The following is a 26355-nucleotide window of genomic DNA, read 5'->3' as shown; positions in this document are numbered from 1 at the left end:
GGTGCTTCCGACCGAGGTGGGCTTTCCGGTGGCCGGCGCAAGGGAACCGGGACAGCAGGGCCCAACCGTCTGCGCAGTCAGACCGGATCGAACCGTTTGCCGACCTTGGCGGTTCCTGCCGACGGCGCGCGGATCGCGCCGGCCCGGATCGGCTGGACGCTCCGGGTCCTCAAACGGGAGAGAGACGATGCGACCCTGGCCTATCCTGGTCCTGCTCGCTGCGCTGATCGGGGGCTTCGCCGACGCCCCGGCGCGCGCGGCGCCCCTGCCGGTCCCGGCGACCGCCGAGGCGGCAGCCCCCGCCCCGACGGTGCAGCTCGCCCGGTGGCATTACCGGCGCCACTGGCACTGGCGGCGGCACTGGCACCACCGGCGCCATCACTGGCACCGCCGCCACCATTGGCACCGCCATCACTGGCACCGGCGCCCCGTCGCGTATCGCCGGCATTTCGGCCCGCGGCACCCGACGTTCTACTGACGCGGGCAGCGCGCGCCCCGGCCGGATCGAGCCGGGGCGCGGCCTTGTGTCCGGGCCCGGAAAAGCTTATTTAACCACCTGATATCACTGCTGTTCCGCAAGGCCGTCCGGGCGCCCCGCGCGCCATCCGGACGGTCGCCAGCACCGCCCCTCCGGGCCCGATAACGGATACTTCCTTGGCCGAGACCGATCCGACTGGCGCTCCCCCGCCCGCCAGCGACATTCGCCCCGTCTCCATCACCGACGAGATGCGCCGCTCGTACCTCGATTACGCCATGAGCGTGATCGTGAGCCGCGCGCTTCCCGACGCGCGCGACGGCCTGAAGCCGGTGCACCGGCGCATCCTCTATTCCGCCTTCGAATCCGGGCACCTGCCGGAGCGGAAATACGTCAAGTCGGCCCGCATCGTGGGCGACGTGATCGGTCTGTACCACCCGCACGGCGACCAATCGATCTACGACGCCTTGGTGCGGATGGCGCAGGACTTCTCCATGCGCCTGATGCTCATCGACGGGCAGGGCAATTTCGGCTCGGTCGACGGCGATCCGCCGGCGGCCATGCGCTACACCGAATCGCGCCTGGCCAAGCCCGCCACCGCACTGCTCTCCGACATCGACAAGAACACCGTCGACTTCCAGCCGAACTACGACGAATCGCGGGAGGAGCCAAAAGTCCTCCCGGCCCGGTTCCCGAATCTCCTGGCCAACGGCGCCGGTGGCATCGCGGTCGGCATGGCGACCAACATCCCGCCGCACAATCTGGGTGAGCTGATCGACGCCTGCGTGGCGCTGATCGGCGATCCCGGGCTGACCATCGAGCAGCTCACCGAGATCGTCCCCGGGCCGGACTTCCCTACGGGCGGGATGATCCTCGGCCGCGCCGGCACCCGGCAGGCCTACGCCACCGGCCGCGGCTCGGTGATCATGCGCGCCAAGTCGCATGTCGAGGAGCTGCGCAAGGAGCGCGAGGCGCTGATCTTCACCGAGATCCCGTATCAGGTGAACAAGGCGACGCTGGTCGAGAAGATCGCCGAGCTGGTGAAGGAGAAGCGGGTCGAGGGCATCTCGGACCTGCGCGACGAATCCGACCGCAGCGGCATGCGCATCGTGGTCGAGATCAAGCGCGACGCCATGGCTGAGGTGGTGCTGAACCAGCTCTACCGGTTCACGCCGCTGCAATCCTCCTTCGGCTGCAACATGGTCGCCCTCAACGGCGGCCGGCCGGAGCTGATGAACCTGAAGGACCTGCTCCAGGCCTTCGTGGACTTCCGCGAGGAGGTCGTCTCCCGCCGCACCAAGTTCCTGCTCGGCAAGGCCCGCGAGCGCGCCCACGTGTTGTGCGGGCTGGCCATCGCGGTCGCCAACATCGACGAGGTCATCCGCCTGATCCGCACCTCGCCGGATCCGAACACGGCCCGCGAGGCCCTGATGGCGCGCGACTGGCCGGCCCACGACATCGCGCCGCTGATCGCGCTGGTGGACGACCCGCGCCACCGGGTCGCCGAGGATGGCACCTACCGCCTGTCCGAGACCCAGGCCCGCGCCATCCTCGACCTGCGCCTGCAGCGCCTCACCGCGCTCGGCCGCGACGAGGTCGGGGACGAGCTGAAATCGCTCGCCGACGAGATCGCCGACTATCTCGACATCCTGCGCTCGCGCGCCCGCATCCAGGCGATCGTGACGGACGAGCTGATCGAGGTCCGGCAGCAATTCGCCACCCCGCGCCGGACCGAGATCGTCGACTACGATTCGAGTGTCGAGGACGAGGACCTGATCGCCCGCGAGGACATGGTCGTGACCGTGTCCCATGCCGGCTACGTCAAGCGCGTGCCGCTCTCGACCTACAGGGCCCAGCGCCGGGGCGGGAAGGGCCGCTCGGGCATGGCGACCCGCGACGAGGATTTCGTCACCCGCCTGTTCGTGGCCAACACCCACACGCCGGTGCTGTTCTTCTCCAGCCAGGGCCAGGCCTACAAGGAGAAGGTCTGGCGCCTGCCGATGGCCGCCCCGAACGCCCGCGGCAAGGCGCTGGTGAACATCCTGCAATTGCAGGACACCTCCGAGCGCATCACCACGATCATGCCGCTGCCCGAGGACGAGGCGTCCTGGGAGACGCTCGACGTCATGTTCGCCACCGCCAGCGGCAACGTCCGGCGCAACAAGCTGTCGGACTTCGTCCAGGTGAACCGCAACGGCAAGATCGCCATGAAGCTCGATCCGGGCGATCACATCGTCCATGTCGAGATCTGCCGGCCGGACCAGAACGTGCTGCTGACGACCGCGATGGGGCAGTGCATCCGCTTCCCCGTGGAGGACGTGCGCGTGTTCAAGGGCCGCGACTCGACCGGCGTGCGCGGCATCCTGCTGGCCAAGGACGACCGGGTCATCTCGATGACGATCCTGAACGCCTTCGACGCCAGCGCCGAGGAGCGGACCGGCTACCTGAAGATGCGCCGCGCCGTCACCGGCGAGGTGGAGGAGGGCGCCGAGGTCGAGGCCGAGGACGGCACCGAGGCCGCCGCGATCTCGCAGGAGCGCTACGCCGAGATGGGCGGGGCCGAGCAATACGTGCTCACCCTGTCCGAGCGGGGCTACGGCAAGCGCTCCTCGTCGTTCGAGTACCGGACCTCCGGCCGCGGCGGCAAGGGCATCACGGCCATGCGGGTCAACGACCGCAACGGCAGCCTCGTGGGCTCCTTCCCGGTGGAGGCGACGGACCAGATCATGCTGGTCACCGACCGCGGCCAGCTGATCCGCGTGCCGGTGGACGACATCCGCATCGTCGGCCGCGCCTCGCAGGGCGTCACCGTGTTCAACACCGCCAAGGACGAGAAGGTCGTATCGGTGGAGCACATCGTGGGCGAGGACGAGGGCAGCGCCGAGGCCGGCCTGGAGAACGGCATCGAGGCTGGCCCGGAGGACGGCTCCGAGGGCGGCACAGACGGCGGCACCGACGAGGTGTGAGGGCTTCGGCCCGCACACCCCGAGGTTCCGTCCCGCGCAAAAATGCTCTAGGTCGGGCCGCGATGACCCGCACCGCCCTCTACGCCGGCTCGTTCGATCCGGTCACGAACGGCCATCTCGACGTGGTTCGCCAAGCCTGCCGGCTGGTGGACCGCCTCGTGATCGCCATCGGCGTCCATCCCGGCAAGGCGCCGCTGTTCTCGGCCGAGGAGCGCGCCGCCCTGCTCGCCGAGACCTGCGGACCGGTGGCGCAGGCCGAGGGGGCGACGCTGGAAATCGCGACGTTCGCCGACCTCGCGGTGTCGGCGGCCCGGCGCTGCGGGGCGTCGATCTTCATCCGCGGCCTGCGCGACGGCACGGATCTCGACTACGAGATGCAGCTCGCGGGCATGAACGGCGCCATGGCGCCCGAGGTGCAGACCGTGTTCCTGCCCGCCTCGACGCAGGCGCGCCCGATTACCGCGACGCTGGTGCGCCAGATCGCCGGCATGGGTGGGGATGTCTCGCCCTTCGTGCCGGCGGCCGTCGCCGACCGCCTCCGGCAGCGCTTCGCCGCCACAGCCTGATCCTCTGACCTTTCTGGAAGGAACCCGATGAATCGCCGCCACGCCCTCCTCGCGCTCGCCCTCACGCTCGGCTCCGTCCCGGCCGCCCGGGCCGCCGACGCCAACACGGTCTTTCTCGACACCAAGGACGGGCGCATCACCATCATGCTGCGGCCGGACCTCGCCCCGAAGCACGTCAAGCAGATCAAGACGCTGGTCGGCCAGGGCTTCTACGACGGCTTAAAATTCCACCGGGTGATCGACGGCTTCATGGCCCAGACCGGCGACCCGAAGGGCAACGGCACCGGGGGCTCCAGCCTGCCGAACATCCCGGGCGAGTTCTCGCAGACGGCCGAGTTCCGCCGCGGCACCGTGGGCATGGCCCGCTCGTCGGATCCGAACTCGGCCAACTCGCAGTTCTTCATCTGCCTCGGCGACGCGCCGTTCCTGAACAAGCAGTACACTGTCGTGGGCAACGTCACGGACGGGCTCGACGTGCTCGACAGGATCAAGAAGGCCGCCCCCGGTGCCCCGGGCGGCGCCGTGCAGGACCCGGACAAGATCGTCCGCATGACGCTCGCCGAGAAGGCCAAGTAGCCTCTCGCCGATGTGGCACCGGCTGGCCATCCTCGGCGCGCTCGCCCTCGCCCCGGCGACGGCGCGCGCCTATGATGACGGCTCAGTCTATGGCGGCTTCGCGTACGCGCCGGGCGGCGGTTATCCGCTGAGTCTGCCGCAGACCCTGCGGGGCACCGTCGCGGTGCCGCTCGCGCATCGGCCGGCCCGGGCGGCCGACACCCTGGCCGAGCTCTACCCGGTGCTGGCGGCCTGCTGGCAGCCGCCGGCAGGGCTGGGGCGACCCAACGCCGGGGCTGCCGATATCGAGATCACCGCGCGGCTGTCGCTTCGGCGCGACGGCAGCCTGATCGGCCCCCCGCGCATCACCTACGCGGCGGGTTTCCAGGCCGGCCGGCGCCGCAGCCTGGTGCGGTCGATCCTGGACGCGCTCGCCGGCTGTATGCCGGCGCGGATCACCCCGGGCCTCGGCCGGGCGATCGCGGGGCGGCCGGTGGCCCTGCGGTTCGTCTACCGGCCGCCGGCCTGACCGTTTCGCCGCGCTCGCCGGATCGGGTGGGCGCCGCTACATTCTCACCAACAGGAAGGACCCACCATGGCCGACACCGAAAACCTCATCCTCGAGACCACCAAGGGCCGCGTCGTGATCGGGCTGCGCCCCGACCTCGCCCCGGGCCATGTCGAGCGGATCAAGACGCTGGCCGCCCAGGGCTTCTACGACGGCGTGCCGTTCCACCGGGTGATCGACGGCTTCATGGCCCAGACCGGCGACCCGACAGGCACCGGCTCGGGCGGCTCCGAGCTGCCGGACCTGAAGGCCGAGTTCAACGCCGAGCCGCACGTGCGCGGCACCTGCTCGATGGCCCGCACAAACTTCCCGCATTCGGCGAACTCGCAGTTCTTCATCTGCTTCGACGACGCGCGCTTCCTCGACAAGCAGTACACGGTCTGGGGCAAGGTCGTGGACGGCATGGACGTGGTCGACACGATCAACAAGGGCGAGCCGCCGCGCTCCCCGGACAAGATCGTCAAGGCGACGGTGGGCGAAGCGGCCTGAAACGACCGGACGTGTCCGCCCGCCCGGGCGGACACGTCCGCGTAACGATGGGACGATTGTCCCTTGGCAAGACGCGCGCGGCCTGTGAGGTTGCCGCGCCATGGAAACCGCCACGCTTCCGCTTCGGGACCTCTGCCTCGCCGTCGCGGTGGTCGCCGTCTGGGGCACCAACTTCGTGGTGATCCGGATCGGGCTCGACCACTTGCCGCCGCTGCTGTTCGCGGCGCTGCGCTTCACGCTGGCGGCGTGCCCCGGCGTGTTCCTCATGCCCCGGCCCAACGTCACCTGGCGCAATCTCGCCGCCTACGGGCTGCTGATCGGGGCCGGGCAGTTCGGGCTCTTGTTCATCGCCATGCGCGGCCACATCACCCCCGGCCTCGCATCGCTGGTGATCCAGGTCCAAGTGTTCTTCACGATCGGATTGTCGATCTGGATCACCGGCGAGCGGGTCCTTGGCTACCAATGGGCCGCCCTGGCACTGGCGGCGGCCGGCATCGGCGTGATCGCGCTGCATGCCGACGGGGCCACGACGCCCTTTGGCCTCGGCCTCATCGTCCTCGCGGCGGCGAGCTGGGCCGGCGGCAACATCGCGGCGAAGCGCAGCGGCGTCCGCGCGATGCTGCCCTACGTGGTCTGGGCCAGCCTGTTCTCCGCGCCGCCGCTCTTCGCGCTGTCCTTCCTGCTCGAAGGCTGGGATGCGATCCGCGCCGGCCTCCAGAATGCCGATGCGGCGACCTGGGGGGCGGTGATCTGGCAAACCGTGGGCAATACCCTGTTCGGCTACGCCGTCTGGGGATGGCTGCTCTCCCGCCACCCCGCCGCGCGCATCGTCCCGATCGCGCTGCTGGTACCGGTCTTCGGGATGGCCGGATCCGCCGTCTGGCTCGGTGAGACGCTGCCGGGCTGGAAGCTCGGCGCGGCCGGTCTCGTCCTCGGGGGCCTCGCCCTCGGCATCCTCTATCCACGCTGGCAAGCGCGCCTGGCCTGAGGCCGAGCTCAGCCGCGCCCGAGGCCGGCCAGGATCGCGGCCTCGGCAGCCGCCATGTCGTCGGGCGAGTTGAGATTGCAGAACGGATCCAGGGGCTCCGTCGGCCAGGAGACGGTCGCCGCGCCGTGGCGCGCGATGAACGCCCCGACCCGCCGCTCGTCCCACTCCACCAGGGCGCGGCGCAGATCCGCCCGCAGCCCGACCGGCCAGAGCGCCACCGTGTAGTGCGCGCGCGCGCCCGAGGCGGCGAGGGCGATCGGCGCGTCCCGCAGGGCCGGTTCGAGCCGCGTGGCGAGATCGCCCGGCAGGAATGGGGCATCCCCGGGCACACTCAGGACATGGGTGACGTCCGGGTGCCGCACGGCGGCGAAGTCCAGACCCGCCAGCAGGCCGGCCAAGGGACCCGGGAGCCCCGGCACGGGATCGGGCAGGATCGGCCCCGGAAACCCGGCGAACCGATCCGGATCCCCGTTGGCGCTTAACGCCAGACCGGCGCCGCATTGCGGGGCGAGCCTCTCCGCGACGCGCTCCAGCAACGTCCGCCCGCCCATCAGCATCAGTGGCTTGTCGACCCCGCCCATCCGCCGGCCGAGGCCGCCGGCGAGGATCAGGCCCAGGAGGTGCGGGCGATCCACCGGGAAACACCTACTCGATGACGATCCTCGGCGCGGTGCGCCCGGCCGGGGCGCCCGAGAGGTTCGCCCACAGGGACGCGGCGATGTCGCGGTAGACCTTGGCGTGGGGTCCGTCCGGATCGGTCGCCACCACGGGCCGGCCGGAATCCGAGGTCTCGCGGATGGTCATGTCGAGGGGCACCTCGCCGAGGAACGGCACGCCGAGGCGCTGCGCCTCGATGCGGGCGCCGCCATGCCCGAAGATGTGCGAGGCGTGGCCGCAATTCGGGCAGACGAAGGTCGCCATGTTCTCGATGACACCGAGGATCGGCACCGCGACCTTCTTGAACATGGTCACGCCCCGGCGGGCGTCGATCAGCGCGAGGTCCTGGGGCGTCGAGACGATCACGGCGCCCGAGAGCGGCGTCGCCTGGGCCATGGTCAGCTGGGCGTCGCCGGTGCCGGGCGGCATGTCGACGATGAGAATGTCGAGCTCGCCCCACAGCACGTCGCGCAGCATCTGGGTGATGGCCGACTGCACCATCGGCCCGCGCCAGATCATCGCCGTCTCGGGCTCGATCAGGAATCCGATCGACATGACCTTCAGCCCGTAGCCGACCATCGGCTCCATGGACTTGTTGTCGACCACGGTCGGCTTGCCCGACAGGCCGAACAGCTTCGGCACGGACGGCCCGTAGATGTCGGCATCGAGCAGGCCGACCTTCAGCCCCTGCGCCTGCAGGGCCAGCGCGAGGTTGCAAGCGGTGGTGGACTTGCCGACGCCGCCCTTGCCGGAGGCGACCGCCACGATGTGGCGCACGCCGGCGATCTGCGGACCCTGGTTCGGGGGCGCGCCGGGCCGCGGCGGCGCGACCGGCGGCGGCGTCACCGGGCGGGGCGCGGCGTCGCTCTGCGCAGGCATGCCAGGGCCACGCTCGGAGGTGAGGCTCGCGAACACGCCTGAGACGCCCGGCATCTGCAGGATGCGCCCCTCCGCCTGCCGCCGCACCGGCTCGAACCGCTCGGCCTCGCTCGGATCGACCAAGATCGAGAACATCACCCGGTTGTTGGGATCGACCACGACCTGAGAGAGCCGCCCGGAGCCGGGCAGGGTGGTGCCGGCGGCATCGACGGTGACGGATTGGAGCGCGCGCAGCACGTCGTCGCGGGTAATCGCCAAATCGTCCTCCACCGGGGGAAAGCAGGTCTCGTTCCCGCTGCATGTAACCAAGCCCGGCGAGAACGCCAGACCCCGCCCTGGCTATCGAGCCCCTCCACTGTCTGCGACGCGTAGCGGTTTTCTCTCGAAATTGCCGGCCACCGGCCGTACATTCCAGGTTGGTACGGAGGTGGCGATGCGCGACGCTCGACGGTCGGAAGGCAGTCCGAAGAACCGACGACGGGCCGATCGGTTGGAGGCCCGCGTGACGGCGGAGCAGAAGGCCCTCGTCGCGCATGCCGCAGCGCTCGAAGGACGCAGCATCACCGACTTCGTCCTCGCGAGCGTCCAGGATGCCGCCAAACGCACCATCGCGGAGCATGAGGTAATCCAGCTCAGCGTTCGGGATTCCCGCGCCTTCGTGGAGGCGCTCCTCGCGCCGCGCGAACCCAGTGCGCGGATGCTGGATCGCGTCGCCACTTACCGAACGCTGATCGGTGGCTCCAAGACGTGACCGTCGGCGCAAGACCGATCATCGAGCTGTTCGATGCCGGTCGGCACGAGCGATCCCGCTTCGCGTGCGGCGTCGATGCCCTCGATCGCTATCTCCGCTCGCAGGCCGGTCAGGATGCGCGCCGCCGGGTGGCGGCCCCGTATGTCCTGCTAGAGCCTCCGGAACCCACCATCCTGGGCTTTTATACGCTCGCCAACACCGCGATCCGGGCCACCGAATTGCCGGCGGAATTCGTCAGGAAACTGCCGCGCTACCCCGTCCTGCCGGCGACGTTGCTCGGCCGGCTGGCGGTCGACGCGACACGGCGCGGCACGGGGTTCGGCACGCTTCTCCGCTTGGATGCGCTGCTGCGCTGCCTCAGAAGCGAGACGGCCTCCCTGGCGGTGGTGGTCGACGCGAAGGATGAAGCAGCGGTCTCGTTCTACGAACGCCATGATTGTCTTCGGCTTCCGGATCAGCCCCGCCGTCTTTTCAAGCCGATGGCCGAGATCGAGACGCTGTTTAGCGATTCGTGAGTCGTGCCCGTCGGCCTCACCGCCGCCCCGGTGGAAGCGCAATGAGATTGCATTCCTCCATCGGCCCTCGCATCGCGCTGCCGTCGCCGCGTCGGTAGAATCCGTGGCGGACACGACGGCATCCGAGCGGCCCGCGCAGGCGCTTCACCCGTTCGATATGGACGCTGCCAGCACGGCGCCCCGAAAAATCGTGGCCGCCGATCCGGACACCTGGCCCGAACCGCACCTCGGCGCAGGCCGGCGCGGCCGCCAGCCAGATCGATCCGATGAGCGCCGCCAGGCCCAGGCGGGCTCGCCACCGCCCGTTCGCTACCATCCCGAAACCTCCTGAACCAAGCGGGCCTTCGCCCGTTGTCGAGGCGACTTGCGGGCGGGGTCTCCCAGGAGGGGGCCGCTCGCGCGCCTCGAACGCCACGTCGGCGACAAGCTAAGGAGATCGGTTTCATGCATCAGGGCAACCACCGCGACCACGAGGGCGCGAAAAAGCTGTTCGAGCTGGTCAAGGACGTGAAGATCGCCATGATGACCACCGTCGACGCCGACGGGACGCTCAACAGCCGCCCGATGTGGAACAACGACGCCGACGAGAACGGCGACCTGTGGTTCTTCACCAAGCTGCACTCGCCCAAGACGGCCGAGATCAGCAAGGACAACCAGATCAACCTGGCCTATTCCGACCCGTCGAGCCAGACCTACGTCTCGGTGGCCGGCAAGGCCGAGATCGTGCGCGATCAGGCCAAGATCGACGAGAAGTGGAATGAGAGCCTGAAGACCTGGTTCCCCAACGGCAAGAACGATCCTGAAGTCGCGCTGATCCGCGTCCACCCGGAGAAGGGCGAGTACTGGGACAGCCCCAACAGCACGATGCTGCACCTCTACGGCTACGTGAAGGCTTCGCTCACCGGCGAGAGCCCTAAGACCGAGACCAAGAAGGTCGACCTCGCCTGATTTTTTTGGATCTGGCGACGTGGGTATCGGGGCGGCGCGTCGTGGGGACGTGCCGCCCCTCTTCTTGACGTAGCCGCGCCCGGCATGCGCTCTGCGCCGCGAGACGTGCGGACGAGTCCGAAAAACATGATTGATCTGGCGAAGCGGGTCTACGATCACAGCTTCCGCATCGACCCGATCGTGCGGTCCCTGCTCGACACCGATTTCTACAAGCTGCTGATGGCGCAGACGATCCTGCGCCGGCATCCGCAGATCGACACCACCTTCGGGATCACCAACCGCACGAAGCGCATCCGCATCGCCGACGAGGTCGATGCCGGGCTGCTGCGCGAGCAACTCGACCATGCCCGCAGCCTCCGGCTCAGCAAGGGCGAGGTGACCTGGCTGCGCGGCAACGTGTTCCGCGGCCAGGGGCGGATCCTCGGCCCGGAATTCGTGGCGTGGTTCGAGGGTTTTCAGCTGCCGGACTACGAACTCGCCGTCCATGACGGCCAGTACGAGCTGACCTTCCACGGCCCCTGGATCGAGACCACGATGTGGGAGGTCCCGGCGCTGGCGATCCTGAACGAGCTGCGGGCGCGCGCCGTGCTGCGGGGCCTCGGCAAGCTCGACCTTCAGGTGCTCTACGCCCGGGCGATGACCCGAGTCTGGGAGAAGATCCAGCGGCTCCAGAAGCTGCCCGACCTGTCGGTGGCGGATTTCGGCACGCGGCGGCGCCACGGCTTCCTCTGGCAGGATTGGTGCGTGCAGGCGATGGCCGAGGGTCTGGGCGCGGCGTTCCTGGGCACCTCGAACTGCCTGATTGCAGCGCGGCAGGAGGTCGAGCCCGTGGGCACCAACGCCCACGAATTGCCGATGGTCTACGCCGCGCTCGCCGAGGACGACGCGGCGCTTGCCGCCGCGCCCTACGCGGTGCTGGCCGACTGGCAGGAGGATTACGACGGCAACCTGCGGGTCATCCTGCCCGACACCTACGGCACCACCGGCTTCCTGGCGAACGCCCCGGACTGGGTGAGCGACTGGACCGGGATCCGCATCGATTCGAAGGACCCGATCGCGGGTGGCGAGGAGGTGATCCGGTTCTGGCAAGAGCGCGGCTACGATCCCAGGGACAAGCTCGCGATCTTCTCCGACGGGCTCGACATCGATGAGATCGAGCGCATCCATGCCCATTTCCACGGGCGCATGCGCATCGGCTACGGCTGGGGCACCCTGCTCACCAACGACTTTCGGGGTCTCCTGCCCGACGGCAAGCTCGATCCGGTCTCGGTGGTCTGCAAGGTCGTGGAGGCGAACGGCCGCCCCACCGTCAAGCTGTCCGACAACCCCACCAAGGCGCAGGGACCGGAGGACGAGATCGCCCGCTACCGCCGGGTTTTTGGGATCGGCGAGCAGGACGCGCTTCCGGTGCTGGTGTGAGGGCGGACCGGCTTCGCGGCCGGCATAAGAACCGCGACCCTTTCCCGGGCGCATGCAGCGGCAGCGGAATGTGACCAGGGACCCGGCGCAAGGCGTCGCGTAGCGTCCGTGTTGTTCGAAAGGTGCCGCTGCGCGGCGCTTTCTCCGCTAAGTCTCGGATCACCTTCCACAACCGTTCGAGGCGTCCGGGAAAGGGCAGCGCGCGAACGGAGACGGCCGGCCACAAGGCTTCCCTTGAGAGGGGGGCTTCATCCGCACCGGCGTGTAAAGACAACCGCTGACAGACCCGAATTTTATTCAGTATCGTGTCGACCAACAGGGCCGGCCCAGCGCGGCTCGCCCCCGGGAGAACGCCATGACTTTCAATCGCCGCTCGCTCATCGGCGCCGCAAGCCTCGCCCTGGCGGCGCCGGCCGTGCAAGGCGCGCAGGCCGCCGAGCCCGCGAAGACGCCGGCCGCCAAGGCGCCGCCGCCCGTCACGAAAATCCTCGCGCAGTGGATCCTGGCCTCGTCCTACGACACCCTGCCGAAGAATGTCCGCCGTGAGGGCGTGCGCAGCTTCCTCAACTGGGTCGGTGTGGCGATCGGCGGCTCCCACCACGAGACCGTGGACGTGGCGGTCTCGGCGCTGCAGCCGTTCTCGGGGCCGCCGCAGGCCGGGCTGTTCGGCCGGTCGGAGCGGTTCGACATCATGAACGCCGCCTTCCTGAGCGGCGTGGCGAGCCACATCTTCGACTTCGACGATACCCACCTCAAGACGATCATCCACCCAGCCGGCCCGGTCGCGTCGGCGATCCTGGCCTATGCCCAGATGAAGCCGGTCTCGGGCCGGGACTTCCTCGACGCGCTGGTGGTCGGGATCGAGACCGAGTGCCGGATCGGCAACGCGGTCTACCCGAACCACTACGATGCCGGCTGGCACATCACGGGCACCTGCGGGCCGTTCGGCGCCGCTGCGGCCGTCGGCAAGCTGATGGGGCTCACCGAGCAGCAGATGGTCTACGCGCTGGGGCTCGCCGCCTCGCAGCCGGTGGGCCTGCGCGAATCGTTCGGCTCCATGAACAAGAGCTTCAACCCGGGCCGGGCGGCCTCGAACGGCCTGTTCGCGGCGATCCTGGCCGCCAAGGGCTTCACCTCCTCGGACGGCATGATCGAGGCCAAGCGCGGCTGGGCCAACACCATCTCGACCAAGCAGGACTGGTCCGAGATCACCGACGGCCTCGGCACCCGCTACGAGGCCCTGCTCAACACCTACAAGCCGTTCGCCTGCGGTATCGTCATGCACCCGACGATCGATGCCGGCGTGCAGATCCGCGACCAGGACCACGTCCGGCCGGAGGACATCGCCCGGGTCGACCTCAAGGTCCACCCGCTGGTGCTGGAGCTGACCGGCAAGACTGCGCCGAAGACCGGCCTGGAGGGCAAGTTCAGCATCTACCACGCGGCCGCGATCGCCCTCGTGGAGGGCGCGGGCGGCGAGAAGCAGTTCAGCGACCGGGCCGTGAACGACCCGCGCGTGGTGGCTTTGCGCCAGAAAGTGGTGCCGGTGATCACGCCGGGCATCGACGCCGCCCAGGTCGACATGACCGTGACGCTCACCGATGGACGGAACTTCCACCGCCGGATCGAGCACGCGATCGGCAGCGTCGAGACGCCGATGTCGGACGCGCAGCTGGAGGCGAAGTTCACCGACCTCGCCGCCGGGGTTCTGCCGGAGGCCCAGGCCAGGCGGGTGATGCAGATGTGCTGGTCTCTCCCCGAGTTGAAGGACGTGGGCGAGGTGGCCCGGGCCGGGGTTCAGGGGGCGTAAGCGGGGCAGCTGCAACCCTCGCTCACGGATCCGCGAGCCGCGCGGGATCGTTTTCCGACCCCGTGCCGTTCCCATGCCGCGAGGCCCCGCGACCCCGGTGGGCGCCCGCCTGTGGCGTTCGGGGCGTGGATCGCAGCATGGGAACGAGAAGCCCGGTCGGGGCGCAGCCCGAGCGCGCGCTGGTTGCGCCGCGTCCCACGCGCGTCGCCGCGGCCGAGACCCCGCGGGCCGCGATGGCCTCGCCGATCCTGGTCGGGGCCACCATCGTGGCGGTGCTGTATTTCGGCCGCGAGATCTTCATCCCGATCGCGATCGCGCTGCTCCTCTCCTTCGTGCTGACACCGCTGGTGAACCGCCTGCGGCGCCTGCGCCTGCCGCGGCTGGTGGCGGTGGGCGTGAGCGTGCTTCTGACGCTCGGCATCGTGGCCGCCCTGGCGACGCTGATCGGCATCCAGGCGGCTGACCTCGCCGGCGACATCCCGCGCTACCGCACCACCATCGAGCGCAAGATCGAGGGGCTACGGACCTCGCCGGTGGGCCACATCACCGACTACGTCGCGAATATCGGTCGGGCGCTCCACGCCGGCGGCAAGGAAGCGGAGGCGGGCAAGGAGCCTGCGAAGGCGCCGGGCGGGCAGGAGCCCGCACGCCCCGCCCCGCCGGCCTCCGAGCCGGCGCAGGGGTCGTCGCGAGGGTCGTCGCAAGGGTCCGCGCTGGACCAGGGCGCGCCCGGCCCAAAACCCGTCCTGGTCGAGATGACCGCGACCCAGCCGGGACCGCTCGAGACGCTCGGCACCCTGCTGTCGCCGGTTATGCAGCCGCTCGCCACGGTGGGCATCGTCTTCGTGGTGCTGCTGTTCGTCCTGATGCAGCGCGAGGACCTGCGCGACCGCATGATCCGGCTCGCCGGCTCCAGCGACCTGCACCGTACCACCGGGGCGATCGACGACGCGGCCGGGCGCCTCAGCCGCTACTTCGTGGTGCAGCTCGCCCTCAACACCGCCTTCGGGGTCGTGATCGGGATCGGCCTGTACGTCATCGGCGTGCCGAACCCGGTGCTGTGGGCGATCTTCTCGGCGCTGATGCGGTTCGTGCCCTATATCGGCGCGTTCCTGTCGGCGATCCTGCCGATTACCCTCGCCGCCGCGGTCGATCCCGGCTGGAACATGATGATCGCGGTGACGATCCTGTTCCTGATCCTGGAGCCGCTGACCGGCCAGGTGTTCGAGCCGATCGTGTACGGCCAGTCCACCGGGCTCTCGCCCCTCGCGGTGCTGGTCTCGGCCCTGTTCTGGACCTGGCTATGGGGGCCCGTAGGCCTGCTTCTCTCGACGCCGCTCACCGTCTGCCTGGTGGTGCTGGGACGGCACGTCGAGCACCTGGAATTCCTGGACGTGCTGTTCGGCGACCGGCCGGCGCTGACGCCGGTGCAGAACTTCTACCAGCGCATCCTGGCCGGCGATTCCGAGGAGGTTTTGGGCCATGCCGAGCTGATCCTGCAGCAATGCTCGCTCTCGTCCTACTACGACGAGGTCGTGCTGAAGGCCCTCGAACTCGCCGCCCGCGACGCGGCGCGGGGCGTGCTGACCGCCCAGCAGAAGGGCGCGATGCGCACCGCCCTGGGCGAGCTGATCGCCGACCTGTCCGAGCGCGGCGACGCCACCGCCGAGAGCACGGGGGAGGGCGGCGAGCACGCCTGCAGCCCGATGCCGGTCGGCCCGGCCCCGGATGCGCTGCCGGAGGCCTGGACCCGCGCGGGCGCGGTCCTCTGCATCTCCGGACGCGGCTTCCTCGATGGCGCCGCGGCCGCGATCCTGGCCCAGATCCTGGAGAAGCGCGGCATCGGCGTCCGCACGGTGCCGTTCTCTGATGCCGCCACGGCGCGGATCGAGCGGTTCGAGCCGGGTCCGGCCCGGATGGCCTGCGTGGTCTCGCTGGCGCTGAACGGCGAGCCGACGCACCTGCGCCGGCTGGTCGGGCGGCTGCAGGCACGGATGCCCGGCGTGCCGGTCCTGCTCGGCCTGTGGCTGGCCCAGAACGGCCAGTCGGACCGGGTGGCGCGCGCGCCGGAAGGCTCGACCGAGGCGTCCGGGCAGGTCGCGTCCCTGCGCGAGGCCCTCGAAGCGGTGCTGGCCGCCGTGCAGGCGGATATCGCGGGCACGGCCGCGCCCGAGGCCGGCGCCGAGGCGCGACTCCCGGAACCGGCGGAGGCTTGAGGCTTGAGGCGGAGGAGCTTGGGGCGACGGGGCTTGACGGCCGGGGGCCGGCCCCGGTTTCGTCGCGTGCCGGTCGGGCCCCTATCGGGTCTCGGGCACAGCAGGGGGCAGGGCCGATGAGCGTCGTCGAACTCGGGCGGTTCATGGACGATCTCGCGGAGGCGTCCGGCCAGGCGATCCTGCCGTTCTTCCGTGCCGCGTTCGGCCTCGACGACAAGGCGCGGGGCGGCGCGCCGTTCGATCCGGTCACCGAGGCCGACCGCGCGGCCGAGACCGTGCTCCGCAGGATGATCGCCCAGACCTTCCCGGGCCACGGTATCCTGGGCGAGGAGTTCGGCTCCGAGCGCACCGACGCCGAGTGCGTCTGGGTGCTCGACCCGATCGACGGGACCCGCGCCTTCATCGCCGGGCTGCCGACCTGGGGCACGCTGATCGGGCTCACCCGCAACGGTGTGCCGGTGCGCGGGCTGATGCACCAGCCCTATCTTGGCGAGCGCTTCACCGGCGACGGCCGCAACGCCCGCCTGCGCGGCCCGGCGGGCGAGCGCACCTTGCGCGGTCGCCGCTGCGCCGCGCTGGACCAGGCGATCCTGGCCACCACCGACCCGCGCCTGTTCGCGGACGGCGAGGAGGCCGACCGTTTCCGCGACCTGGAGGGCCGCGTGCGGATGTCCCGCTACGGCACCGATTGCTACGCCTACTGCATGCTCGCCGCCGGCCAGATCGACCTCGTGGTCGAGGCCGGCCTGAAGCCCTATGACATCGTCGCGCTGATCCCGATCGTCGAGGGCGCGGGCGGGCGCGTCACCGCCTGGGACGGCGGCCCGGCCGCGGGCGGCGGGCGCATCGTCGCGGCGGCCGACCCGCGCCTCCACGAGGCGGTCTTGAAGGTGTTGAACCCGTGATGCAGCGCCGTTCCGCGGAGGGTCGCGACCGTGGGAGCCCGCCCGCGTGCTGCTGAACGCCCTCGTGCTGCTGGCGGCCCTCGTGCCGGCCGTGGAGGATCGCACGGCTGCGCTGCTGGCCGCGCCACCGATGGCAGCGGCACCGGCCGAGGCCGCCCCGCCGCGCTTCGATCCCGCCACCCGGTCGGTGTCCAACTGGCACGCGCAGGCCGGCGACAACCTGCTGCCGCGGTCCCTGGCGCTGACCGCCCGGCTCGCCGAGAACCCGCCCTACGTCGCCCGCTGCGTCCGGCTGAACAACGGCTGGTGCATCAAGTCCGCCCGCTGGTCTGGGGAGATCGGGGCCGACGCCGAGGGCCACACCGCCTTCGCCACAATGGCGGACGGGGCGGACGCCGCCGCTAGTTTGCTGCGCCGCTACGTCCGCGATTACAACCGGCGCAACGCCCTCGCGATCGTGCGCCGCTGGGCGCCTTCCGAGTGCCGCGTCGCGATGCCGGCCCGGGCGGGCAGGGGGGGTGCGACCGGGGTCGCCACGCCGGCGGTCTCGGCGAACCTGGCGCCCCGGGGGCTCGGCCGGACCCTGCGCGCTCGCTTCCTGGCCTCGCATAGGCCGGGCGGCGTGTCCCGGGCCCGGGGCAAGGCCCTGCGGGTGCAGCCCTGGTCCCCACTCGCCCGGATGGCCGGGCGGGCGGGGGCCCGTCCGGCCGCCCCCCGCGTGTCCCGCGTCGCGACGCTCCAGCCGGTGCCCCACATCGCCGCCGGCATCGCGTCCCCGGCGGCACCTTCGCTCTCCCGCGGCGCCGCGGATCCGGCCGCGCTCCTCGACCGCAAGGTTCCGAGCCCCGACCGGATGGTCGCGGAATCGGCGCTCCTGCCCGCCATCGCCTCCGGACTGCCCTTCCTCGACCTGCGTCTGCCGGCCCCGCTCTGCACGGGCGACGAGGTCCGGATCCAGGCCTATGCCGCGAAGATCAGCGGCAGCGTCGGGCTGAAGCCGACCGACGACCTCGACCTATTCGGGCCGGACGGCGCGCCGCGACCGAATCTGGCGCCGGTGATGCTCGCCATGTCGGCGGTGGAACTCGGCACGCTCCGGGCCAGCCCGGACCTCGTCGAGGCCGCCATCGCGCGCCTGAAGCCCACCCCGTAAAGTCATGGTTTCAAAAGGTCTTCGACCTTTTGCGGGTCCGGGGCAGTGCCCGGGTCTCTCAGGGGCTCCGTCCCCGAACCCCGCCAAAGGGCTGAGCCCTTTGGAAACCCGGTCCCGGGGCAAGCCTTGCGGTTCGGGCCGAACCGCGCCACCTGTGCCCCGCCTCTTTTCCCAGACGACGAGCCCGCCCGTGCCCCTGACCGACCTTGCCGCACGCGCCGGCTCGGCCGTCAAAGCCTTCGCCGAAGCCTCGCACGACCTGCTGATCCAGCCGACCTTGCGGCTCGGGGTCACCGGGCTCGCGCGCTCGGGCAAGACCGTGTTCACCACGGCGCTGATCCACCACCTCGTGGAGGCGCACGCCCTGCCGGCCTTCGCGCCCGCGCAGGAGGGCCGCCTGCGCCGCGCCCGGCTGGTGCCGCAGCCCGACGACGACGTGCCGCGCTTTCCCTTCGAGGAGCATTTCGCGACGCTGACCGAGGCCCGGCGCTGGCCGCGCTCCACCGACCGGATCAGCCAGTTCCGCCTGGAGATCGCCTACGAGCGCGCCGCCGGCTGGCGCAGCGGCCCGGCGACCCTGATGCTCGACGTGGTCGATTATCCCGGCGAATGGCTCCTCGACCTCGCCCTGATCGAGACCGGCTACACCGCGTGGTCGCGGGCGACGATCAACGGCACCCGCCGGCCCGGCCGGAGCGCCGTGGCGGCGCCGTGGCTCGAGGCGCTCAAGGGCTTCGATCCCAACGGCCCCCTCGACGAGGTCGCCGCCGAGCGGGCCAGCGACGCGTTCAAGGCCTATCTGGCGGCCCTGCGCGCCGGCCCGGAATCGGTCGCCACGACGCCACCGGGCCGCTTCCTGATGCCCGGCGACCTCGCGGGCTCGCCGGCCCTGACCTTCGCGCCGCTCGACAATCTCACCGGCAGCATCGCCCCCGACAGCCTCGCCGGGCTGATGGAGCGGCGCTTCGAGGCCTACAAGGCCAAGGTCGTTACGCCGTTCTTCCGCGACCATTTCCAGCGGGTCGACCGACAGATCGTGCTGGTGGACGTGCTCGCCGCGGTGGACGCTGGCGCCACCGCCCTGGCCGAGCTGGAGGAGGCGCTGGACGCGGTTTTGCTCAGCCTCAACATCGGCCGCAATACGGTGCTGTCGAAGCTGTTCGCGCCCCGGGCCGACCGAGTGCTGTTCGCCGCCACCAAGGCCGACCACCTCCACCAGACCAGCCACGACCGGCTCGACGCGCTGCTGCGCCTGCTGGTCTCCCGCTCGATGCGCCGCACCGAGGCCGCGGGCGCCCGGGTCGGCACGGTGGCGCTCGCCTCCGTGCGCGCCACTCGCGAGACCACGGTCCATGACGGCCCCGAGATTTTACGCGCGGTCGCCGGGACGCCGGAGGCCGGCGAGACGGTGGGCGACGAGGTGTTCGACGGTGAGAGCGAGGCCGCGGTGTTCCCGGGCGAGCTGCCGGCCCGCGCGGAAGCCGTGCTGGAAGGCGCCGTCGCCCCGGGCTCGCTGCGCTTCCCCCGCTTCCGCCCGCCGCTGATCCGCCCCGACGGCCTCGGCCGCCCCGGCCACCTGCCGCAGATCCGCCTCGACCGGGCGATGCAGTTTCTGATCGGCGACAGGCTCGGGTGATGGGGAGGGTGGCTTTCCGGGATGCCACAGGAGCCGGACGAGGCGCGGGTTCCCCTCTCCCCGCGCGCGGGGAGAGGCCCGCACGGACCTCGTCGTCCGTGCGGGAAGCGAGAGGCGAAGCCGGAGCGGCGGTGAGGGGGCGCGAACGGATGAGACTCATTCGGAGCCGCCCCCTCACCTTCGGCTGCCGCCTCGCCGCGCCGACGACGAGGTCGTCGCGGCCCTCTCCCCGCAAGCGGGGCGAGGGGACACCCGCTTACGCGTCGACGTTGAGGCATCGACCGCAAGCCTGCCGACGATCCACGGCCCGACAGATGGGCCCGGCAGCCCACCTCGGCGACCGCACCCGGCGCATCTACGCCGACCGGCTCCAACAGCCCACCGCCGTGAGGGCAAAACCGAAAAACCCTCTCGGGAGGCCGTAAGCCATGTCCTCAGGCCAAAAACCCCGCGCCTTCCGGATCAATCCCGAGCCGCCGCCCGGGCCGGGCGTGGCGACGACGCCGCTCGCGGCCCGGCCGGAGCAGGCCCGGATCGTCGAGGAGCCGTTCGAGATCGTCGATGCGGCCGACGGCGTCGCGGTGCCGGTGGCGCCGCGCCGGCGCTCGCCCTGGGGGACGCTGTTCCTGTCGGCGGCCGGCGGATTGGTCTCGCTGGGGATCGGCCTGTCGATCGAGCGGATGATCGCCGACCTGTTCCAGGCCGCGCCCTGGCTCGGCTGGGTGGCGCTCGCGCTGCTGGGGCTCGCCGGGCTGGCACTCCTGGCGATCATCGTCCGGGAGCTGGCTGGGCTGCGGCGCGAGCGGAAGATCGAGCGGCTGCGGCAATCGGCGGTCGATGCGCTCGCCACCCGCGACCATACCGGCGCGCAGGCGGTGGTGCAGGCGCTCTCGGCCTTCTACGCCGACCGCGATGTCCTGGCCCCGGGCCGCGCCCGGATCGACGCCGCCGCCGACGCGATCCTCGACGTGGACGACCGGATCGGGCTGGCCGAGCACGAGCTGCTGGCCGGCCTCGACCGGCAGGCGCGCAACGCCATCGCGACCGCCGCCAAGCAGGTCTCGGCGGTGACGGCACTGTCGCCGCGGGCGATCGTTGATGTCGCGTTCGTGGTCTTCGCCGCCGTCCGGCTGCTGCGCCGGATCGCGGCCATCTACGGCGGCCGCCCGGGCTTCCTAGGCTTCCTGCGGCTGGCGCGGGCGGCCCTGGCGCATCTCACCATCACGGGCGGGATGGCGGTGGGCGAGAGCGTGATGCAGCAGGTGCTGGGGCTCGGGATCGCCGCCCGGGTTTCGGCCAAGCTGGGGGAGGGCGTGCTGAACGGGCTGATGACCGCCCGATTCGGGCTGGCCGCGCTCAATGTCTGCCGGCCGCTGCCTTTCGTGCGCGAAGCCCCGCCGCGCCTCGCCGACGTGGCGGGCGAGCTGCTGCGCGCGGCAGAGCCCGAATCGAAATAAGCCGGACCGGCTGCTTGATAGGCCGGACGGCTACTTGACGGCGGCCGTGGCGGCGCGGCGATTGGCGATGCGCGTGAACATGTTGCCGGTGTAGTCGGCGACCTTGGGCTTCTCGACCTCGCCGACCTTCGCCTCGAAGGCCTCGATGCGCTTCAGGAGCGCGGCGTCGTTGAACAGCGAGCTGTTGAAGTTGATGTGGGCCCGGGGGCCGAGGGCGGCCTGGACCGCGTCGAGTCGTTCCAGAAGCTCTTTACGCGTCACGGTGCTCTCCAGGGGCGCCTTCGGGGCGAAGGACCGCCCAAGCCGACACTGGAGGCCGCGAGGGTAAACGGCGCGTTAACGCGAGGCGCAGCGCCTACAGCCCCTTCATGAACCCGGCGAGCCGCATCAGCCCCTCGGGCCATGGCCCGTGGCCGCTGGCGACGTTGATGTGGCCCGATTCGCCGGCATCGACCGTCAGAGAGCCCCAGCTATGGGCGAAATCGTCGGCCCGGTCGTAGGTGCAATACGGGTCGGTGCGGCTGGCAATCAGGAGCGACGGGAAGGGCAGGGGATCCCGGGGCATCGGCGCGAAGGCGCGCACCGCTTCGGGCAGGTCGGGCGCTTCCTCGACATCCGGGCAGGCCACGAACAGGGCGCCGCGCACCACCCCCGGGGCGAAGCGCGGCGCCGCGGCGACGCAGGCGACGACGCCGAGGCTGTGGGCGATCAGGATCACCGGCCGGGTCGCGGCCGCCACCGCCTCGGCGATCCGCCCGCACCAGGCCTCGGGGGTCGGCGCGTGCCAGTCGTCCTGGGCGACCACCCGCGCGGTGGCGAGGCGCCCGGCCCAGCGGGCCTGCCAGTGGTCCTCGTCCGAGCCTCCGAGCCCCGGGACGATGAGGATGTCGCAATCGGCGGTCTTCATGCCGGCTGCCTAGCGCATGATGCGGAAAAGGGGAATCCGGTTTTCCGAAATCATCATGCGCGAACAAGGCGCTAGCGCAGCCGCGCGTCCGGGGCGTCGAGACCGCCCGTCACTCGGCGGCGATCGGCGCCGCCCGGGCCGGATCGGTGATGTGCCGGGCGATCTGGGTCGAGGCGTGGTTCTTGGCCTTAGCCTCGATCTCGAAATCGGCCCAGACCATGTGGCGGGCGACGAGGTCGTTCACGGCCCGGTTCCACATCATGTCGGAATGGGCGGCGAGGTCCCGGACCGCGTGGCCGGCGGCGCGCAGCGCCGGGAAGTCGGGCAGGGCGTCCGGGTCGCACGCGGCCGAGACCGCCTCGCGCGAGACGCTGATATGGGCCACCGGCCGCACCCCGCGCCAGGACTCCCGCACCCGGGCGATGCGGGGATCGTCGGGCTCGAGATACGCGCCGCCGCTCTGGACCCAGTGATGGTGCAGGTCGAGCACCACCGGCACGAGGTCGGCGAGCTGGAGCACCGCCTCGACCCCGAAGACGTTCTCGTCGTTCTCGACGGTGATGAGGTCGCGCGCCACCTGGCTTGCCCGGGGCAGGGTCTCGCGGAACCCCGCCACCCCCGGGTCGCCGGCGCCGACATGGATGTTGATGTGGGCGCCGTGGGGATGCCAGCCGCCGCCGTAGCCCATGCGGTCGAAGATCTCGGCGTGGTAATCGAGCTCCGACAGGCCGTTGGCGATGGCCGCCGGGTTGCGGCTCGCCAGCAGGCAGAACGGGCCCGGGTGGAAGCTCAGGCGCACGCCGAGCCGGCGCGCCAGCGCCCCGGCCTCCGCCAGCCCGCGCTCGACCAGGGCCGCCACCTCGGGTTCGGCGTAGATGTCGCGCGCGATGGCGTGGGTGTAGCCGGGCAGGACGTTGCTCGCCATGCGCAGCAGGCGCTCGATCGGCGGCCGCGCCCCGACCCAGGCGATCTGCCGGGCCAGCGCGTCGAGATTGTGCGCGACGAGACCGGTGAGCTTCGCCCGCCGGGAAACGGGCTCCAGCTTGGCGAGATGGGCCATGGTCACGCTGGTCAGGTTCATGTGGAGCGTCGCCTCGCGCTCCGCCTTGAGAGTGGCGTAGGTGCCGGGCGGCTCGTCCAGGACGAACTTGCAGCAGAATCCGAGACGGGGCTGATCGCGCTGGCCGCGACGCCCGCCCGGCGGCGCACGCCCACCGTGCCGGAACGCCCCGAGCCGCCGGTCGAGCCGGTCCCGTCCCACGCGACCGCTTCGGTGCGCGACAAGGCGATCAATGTCGGCGCGCGCTCGATCGCGGGCCGCGCCGCGCAGCTCACCGCGGCGACCCAGCCCGAACGCGGCCGCGCCGCCGACAGCCCCGCCGAGATGACCCGGTCCGGCTGGAAGGACATCGCGGTCCGGGTCTACCTGGAATTCAACAAGGACCGGGTGCTGGCGGTGGCCGCCGGGGTGACCTTCTACACCCTGCTGTCGCTGTTCCCGGCGATCGCCGCGCTGGTGAGCTGCTACGGCCTGTTCGCGGACGTCAACGCCATCAACGAGCACCTCGCGCAGCTGCACGCCGTGCTGCCGACCGGCGCGGTGGAGCTGATCGGCGACCAGATCAAGCGCATCGCCGCCAAGGGCAGCAGCTCCCTCAGCGTCACGTTCTTCACCAGCCTGCTGCTGTCGCTGTGGAGCGCCAACGCCGCCATGAAGGCGATGTTCGATGCCCTGAACGTGGTCTACGAGGAGGAGGAGAAGCGCAATTTCCTCTGGCTCAACATCCGCTCGCTGACCTTTACGGTGGGCGCACTGGTGTTCATCATCATCGCGCTCAACGCGATCGTGGTGGTTCCGATCGTGCTGAACTTCCTCGGCCTCGGCTCGGGCGCGTGGCTGCTCGCGGCGCTGCGCTGGCCGGCGGTGCTGCTGGTGCTGCTCGCCGGGCTCTCGGTGCTCTACCGCTTCGGCCCGAGCCGGGAACACGCCCGCTGGCGTTGGGTCGGCGTCGGCAGCGTGGTGGCGGGGCTGCTCTGGCTGATCGCGTCCCTGCTGTTCTCCTGGTACGTCGCCAGCTTCGGCACCTACAACGAGACCTACGGATCGCTGGGCGCCGTGATCGGCTTCATGACCTGGATCTGGATCTCGTCGACCATCGTGCTGCTCGGCGGCGAGATCAACGCCGAGCTCGAGCACCAGACCGGCCGCGACACCACCACGGGGGCGCCCCTGCCGCTCGGACACCGCCGGGCCCGGATGGCCGACACCGTGGGGGCGGCGGCATAGGGCGCGGCCCGTAAGCGGAACCGTGAGCGACAGGATGCCGCCGGTGCAGCCGTTTTCAGGGTCGCAGGACTGCCGAGCACCGGGCACGATGCCTATATCTCCCGTCGAACAGGGAGATCTTCATGGCCGATAGCGCGACGACCAGCCCGGATGCCCGCAGCGAGGCCGAGTGGCGGGCGAAGCTCACGCCGGAGCAGTATCGGGTGCTGCGCGAGCACGGCACCGAGCGCGCCGGCACGAGCTGCCTGCTGGCCGAGAAGCGGCCCGGCACGTTCACCTGTGTCGGCTGCGGGCAGCCGTTGTTTGAGCAGGGCACCAAGTTCGAGTCCGGCAGCGGCTGGCCGAGCTTCTTCGAGCCGCTGGAGGGCGCCGTCGAGACGACCGTGGACCGCAGCCACTGGATGGTCCGGACCGAAGTCCATTGCGCACGCTGCAAGGGCCATCTCGGCCACGTGTTCGACGACGGCCCCGCCCCCACGGGCCTGCGCTACTGCATGAACGGCGCCGCGCTGAACTTCGAGCCGGCGGCCTGAACCTGGCTGGTTCGGGTTTAACCTGGGTTGGAAAAATCCGCACCGAAAGACGGGATATCGGGGACAGGCCCGGAATTGGGGGAATCGCAACCCCACTCCGGTCTTGATTTCGTCGTGTTTTTGCTTAGCGCTTAACCGTCTCATGTTGTCGCCGTCCGGTATTGGCGATGGATGCGGTTATGGGAGAGCCAATACGGCGTTGCGGCTGAGCTTTTACGCCGCGCCTGCCGGCTCGACTTACCAGATCCATCCGGGCCGGCGGCCCTGAGGGCAGTCCGCCGGATCGGCGCACCGCCGACGAAGCGGGAGGGGTTTTGAGTTCATGAGCACCATTCGCCGATTCCTGGTCGCGCCATCCCTGGTCCGCCTGATCCGCAAGGAACGGGGCGGAGCCCGGATCACCGAGGGCCACTTCGTCGCCCAGGGGGGCCGCAGCTCCTACGTGCGCGTCGACGGCCAGATCTGCCAGCTGGTGCTGGTGAACAAGGGCGCCGACGGCATCCCGGTCGAGGAGCGGACCGACGTGCCGCGCGCCCACGGCGACGCGCTGCTGGATGTCTGCCCCGGCAAGGCCGCCTACGACCGCACCGTGCTGACGCTCGGCGGGCGCGAGGTCACGATCGACCGGTACGTCACACCGGGCAATCTCGACCTGATCAGCGTCGCCTTCGACAATGACGGCGACGCGGGCGCCTTCCAGAGCCCGAACTGGTTCGGGCGTGAGGTCAGCAGCGAGCCGGCCTACGAGCGCCAGGCTTTGGCCATCCAGGGCGTGCCGGCCGGCGAGGAGGTGCCGCTGAGCAACGCGGCGCTCGACGCCGTCCTCGACCTGATCGAGCCGCGGTTCGGCTTCGGCCGCTACGGCAGCAACGCGCGCGGCAGCGAGACGTCGGACGACGGCGCGATGAGCGCCATGCGCCGCATCGTGACGCCTGCGGCCGCCGCGGCGGCGGCACCGCCCCCGCCGGTACCGACGCCGGCGCCCGAAGCCGTCGAGCCACCGCCTGCGCCCGTCGCCGAGGCTCCGCCGCCGGAGCCCGAGCACCATCCCGAGCCGGAGCCGGCGCCGGAGCCCGTCGCGCACCCGGCGCCGACCGCCCACGAAGCCACACCGGCCCCGGCCGCCGCCCACGACGGCATCCACAGCGACGCGCGCATCGACGACGTGATCGAGAGCCTGTCGCAGGCGCTCGGCGCGGCGATCCATCAGCATCCCGAGCCGACTGCCGAGCCCAAGGACGCGAAGGCCGACGAGTCGGCGGGCGTGTTCGAGCGCTGGACCGTGCGCCCTCGCCGGACGCAGCAGCAGACCTGATCGACCGATCCATCGAGAAGGCCGCGGGGACAGGGCGCCACCGCGGCCTTTTTGCTGCGCGCCGTGGGGCCTTCATGAGGTTTCCGGCGCAACGACGCTCCACCGGCCTTGCGAGCGCAGCCAAGCAACCCGATGCGGCGCGCGCTTGGGGCGGAGCGGCCCCCTGCGCTTCCTGCGCGCGCGAATGCGGGCCGATCGACCCGCGCGCAGCCCTTGACAATGTTCCTACTTTGTGCTCATTAGCCGTCACCTGTCCTTCGGCGCTTCGAGAGCGATCCCGCGGCGCTCCTCGGGGGTCCGTCCGGTGGCTGACCGGCGGGCTCGGGGGACGGGGCGGTGCCCGCGTCGGTGGCTCTCAGC

The 26355-nt window shown here is 70.9% G+C and carries 26 protein-coding genes and 1 pseudogene; 21 read left to right on the top strand and 6 right to left on the bottom strand.

All coding sequences use genetic code 11. The annotated features are described in order from the left end of the window. The first annotated feature begins 187 nt into the window (after nucleotides 1-187). The 7 genes from FV233_RS18550 (at nucleotide 188) to FV233_RS18520 (ending at nucleotide 6607) form a co-directional block, all read left to right on the top strand. A complete protein-coding gene (locus tag FV233_RS18550; protein ID WP_147898369.1) occupies nucleotides 188-478 on the top strand; it encodes a hypothetical protein in 291 nt (96 codons plus the stop codon). Between the two features lie 176 nt (nucleotides 479-654). Further along, the gene (gene gyrA / locus FV233_RS18545; RefSeq protein WP_147855445.1) at nucleotides 655-3441 is read left to right on the top strand and encodes a DNA gyrase subunit A; all 2787 of its coding nucleotides are present in this window, start codon (nucleotides 655-657) and stop codon (nucleotides 3439-3441) included. A gap of 62 nt (nucleotides 3442-3503) precedes the next feature. Next, a complete protein-coding gene (coaD, locus tag FV233_RS18540) occupies nucleotides 3504-4007 on the top strand; it encodes a pantetheine-phosphate adenylyltransferase (RefSeq protein ID WP_147855446.1) in 504 nt (167 codons plus the stop codon). A gap of 27 nt (nucleotides 4008-4034) precedes the next feature. After that, nucleotides 4035-4583 carry a peptidylprolyl isomerase gene (locus FV233_RS18535; protein ID WP_147855447.1) on the top strand — a complete coding sequence of 183 codons (549 nt, stop codon included), beginning with the start codon at nucleotides 4035-4037 and terminating at the stop codon, nucleotides 4581-4583. Between the two features lie 10 nt (nucleotides 4584-4593). Beyond that, entirely contained in the window at nucleotides 4594-5091 is a 498-nt protein-coding gene (locus FV233_RS18530) for a hypothetical protein (protein ID WP_147898368.1), read from the top strand. 66 nt (nucleotides 5092-5157) lie between these two features. Continuing rightward, nucleotides 5158-5619: a peptidylprolyl isomerase gene (locus FV233_RS18525; protein ID WP_147855449.1), complete on the top strand. Its 462-nt coding sequence runs from the start codon at nucleotides 5158-5160 to the stop codon at nucleotides 5617-5619. 100 nt (nucleotides 5620-5719) lie between these two features. After that, nucleotides 5720-6607, top strand: coding sequence for an EamA family transporter (locus FV233_RS18520; RefSeq protein WP_147898367.1), 888 nt, complete (start codon nucleotides 5720-5722; stop codon nucleotides 6605-6607). 8 nt (nucleotides 6608-6615) lie between these two features. On the opposite strand, the gene mobA is transcribed toward FV233_RS18520, so the two are convergent. Both mobA and apbC read right to left on the bottom strand, forming a co-directional pair. Beyond that, nucleotides 6616-7242, bottom strand: coding sequence for a molybdenum cofactor guanylyltransferase MobA (mobA, locus tag FV233_RS18515; protein WP_281408004.1), 627 nt, complete (start codon nucleotides 7240-7242; stop codon nucleotides 6616-6618). A 10-nt stretch (nucleotides 7243-7252) separates the two neighbouring features. Then, nucleotides 7253-8401 (bottom strand): iron-sulfur cluster carrier protein ApbC, encoded by a 1149-nt coding sequence (gene apbC / locus FV233_RS18510; protein ID WP_147898366.1) that lies wholly within the window; start codon nucleotides 8399-8401, stop codon nucleotides 7253-7255. A 175-nt stretch (nucleotides 8402-8576) separates the two neighbouring features. Here apbC and FV233_RS18505 point away from each other — a divergent pair, with 175 nt between their 5' ends. Both FV233_RS18505 and FV233_RS18500 read left to right on the top strand, forming a co-directional pair. Next, on the top strand, nucleotides 8577-8894 hold the full coding sequence (locus tag FV233_RS18505) for a DUF1778 domain-containing protein (RefSeq protein WP_147898365.1): 318 nt from the start codon (nucleotides 8577-8579) through the stop codon (nucleotides 8892-8894). Further along, nucleotides 8891-9409, top strand: a complete 519-nt coding sequence (locus FV233_RS18500) for a GNAT family N-acetyltransferase (protein WP_147898364.1) — start codon at nucleotides 8891-8893, stop codon at nucleotides 9407-9409. Before FV233_RS18505 ends, FV233_RS18500 begins: the two co-directional genes overlap by 4 nt. A 16-nt stretch (nucleotides 9410-9425) precedes the next feature. Here FV233_RS18500 and FV233_RS31215 read toward each other — a convergent pair whose 3' ends face one another. After that, the gene (locus FV233_RS31215; RefSeq protein ID WP_147898363.1) at nucleotides 9426-9725 is read right to left on the bottom strand and encodes a hypothetical protein; all 300 of its coding nucleotides are present in this window, start codon (nucleotides 9723-9725) and stop codon (nucleotides 9426-9428) included. 128 nt (nucleotides 9726-9853) lie between these two features. Here FV233_RS31215 and FV233_RS18490 point away from each other — a divergent pair, with 128 nt between their 5' ends. From FV233_RS18490 to FV233_RS18450, 9 genes and pseudogenes are all read left to right on the top strand, one after another. Continuing rightward, nucleotides 9854-10357 (top strand): pyridoxamine 5'-phosphate oxidase family protein, encoded by a 504-nt coding sequence (locus tag FV233_RS18490; RefSeq protein WP_147856598.1) that lies wholly within the window; start codon nucleotides 9854-9856, stop codon nucleotides 10355-10357. A 126-nt stretch (nucleotides 10358-10483) separates the two neighbouring features. Further along, nucleotides 10484-11776, top strand: coding sequence for a nicotinate phosphoribosyltransferase (pncB, locus tag FV233_RS18485; protein WP_147898362.1), 1293 nt, complete (start codon nucleotides 10484-10486; stop codon nucleotides 11774-11776). 355 nt (nucleotides 11777-12131) lie between these two features. Beyond that, nucleotides 12132-13586: an MmgE/PrpD family protein gene (locus tag FV233_RS18480; protein ID WP_147898361.1), complete on the top strand. Its 1455-nt coding sequence runs from the start codon at nucleotides 12132-12134 to the stop codon at nucleotides 13584-13586. Between the two features lie 137 nt (nucleotides 13587-13723). Beyond that, complete coding sequence (locus tag FV233_RS18475; protein ID WP_147898360.1) at nucleotides 13724-15802, top strand: AI-2E family transporter; 2079 nt, start codon at nucleotides 13724-13726, stop codon at nucleotides 15800-15802. 116 nt (nucleotides 15803-15918) lie between these two features. Further along, complete coding sequence (hisN, locus tag FV233_RS18470; protein ID WP_147898359.1) at nucleotides 15919-16707, top strand: histidinol-phosphatase; 789 nt, start codon at nucleotides 15919-15921, stop codon at nucleotides 16705-16707. A 46-nt stretch (nucleotides 16708-16753) separates the two neighbouring features. Then, nucleotides 16754-17860, top strand: coding sequence for a hypothetical protein (locus tag FV233_RS18465; RefSeq protein ID WP_147898358.1), 1107 nt, complete (start codon nucleotides 16754-16756; stop codon nucleotides 17858-17860). 190 nt (nucleotides 17861-18050) lie between these two features. Then, nucleotides 18051-19496, top strand: a complete 1446-nt coding sequence (locus FV233_RS18460; RefSeq protein ID WP_147898357.1) for a YcjX family protein — start codon at nucleotides 18051-18053, stop codon at nucleotides 19494-19496. A gap of 55 nt (nucleotides 19497-19551) precedes the next feature. Then, a pseudogene (locus tag FV233_RS31210) lies at nucleotides 19552-19746 on the top strand (hypothetical protein); the annotation flags it as partial. A gap of 178 nt (nucleotides 19747-19924) precedes the next feature. Then, entirely contained in the window at nucleotides 19925-20953 is a 1029-nt protein-coding gene (locus FV233_RS18450; protein WP_147898356.1) for a TIGR01620 family protein, read from the top strand. Between the two features lie 30 nt (nucleotides 20954-20983). Here FV233_RS18450 and FV233_RS18445 read toward each other — a convergent pair whose 3' ends face one another. The 3 genes from FV233_RS18445 to FV233_RS18435 all read right to left on the bottom strand — a co-directional run bounded on the left by FV233_RS18445 (nucleotide 20984) and on the right by FV233_RS18435 (nucleotide 23001). After that, nucleotides 20984-21214: a hypothetical protein gene (locus tag FV233_RS18445; protein ID WP_147898355.1), complete on the bottom strand. Its 231-nt coding sequence runs from the start codon at nucleotides 21212-21214 to the stop codon at nucleotides 20984-20986. Between the two features lie 94 nt (nucleotides 21215-21308). After that, the gene (locus FV233_RS18440) at nucleotides 21309-21860 is read right to left on the bottom strand and encodes an alpha/beta hydrolase (RefSeq protein WP_147898354.1); all 552 of its coding nucleotides are present in this window, start codon (nucleotides 21858-21860) and stop codon (nucleotides 21309-21311) included. A 109-nt stretch (nucleotides 21861-21969) separates the two neighbouring features. Beyond that, nucleotides 21970-23001, bottom strand: coding sequence for a UV damage endonuclease UvsE (locus tag FV233_RS18435; RefSeq protein WP_147898371.1), 1032 nt, complete (start codon nucleotides 22999-23001; stop codon nucleotides 21970-21972). Between the two features lie 132 nt (nucleotides 23002-23133). Here FV233_RS18435 and FV233_RS18430 point away from each other — a divergent pair, with 132 nt between their 5' ends. The 3 genes from FV233_RS18430 to FV233_RS18420 all read left to right on the top strand — a co-directional run bounded on the left by FV233_RS18430 (nucleotide 23134) and on the right by FV233_RS18420 (nucleotide 25995). Continuing rightward, entirely contained in the window at nucleotides 23134-24147 is a 1014-nt protein-coding gene (locus tag FV233_RS18430; RefSeq protein ID WP_246690020.1) for a YihY/virulence factor BrkB family protein, read from the top strand. Between the two features lie 122 nt (nucleotides 24148-24269). After that, entirely contained in the window at nucleotides 24270-24680 is a 411-nt protein-coding gene (gene msrB, locus FV233_RS18425; RefSeq protein ID WP_147898353.1) for a peptide-methionine (R)-S-oxide reductase MsrB, read from the top strand. A 322-nt stretch (nucleotides 24681-25002) separates the two neighbouring features. Further along, nucleotides 25003-25995, top strand: a complete 993-nt coding sequence (locus tag FV233_RS18420) for a hypothetical protein (protein WP_147898352.1) — start codon at nucleotides 25003-25005, stop codon at nucleotides 25993-25995. The last annotated feature ends 360 nt before the right edge of the window (nucleotides 25996-26355 follow it).

This window comes from Methylobacterium sp. WL7 (assembly GCF_008040085.1).
Taxonomy (GTDB): Bacteria; Pseudomonadota; Alphaproteobacteria; order Rhizobiales; family Beijerinckiaceae; genus Methylobacterium; species Methylobacterium mesophilicum.
This window is presented reverse-complemented; position numbering and strand designations above follow the sequence as displayed.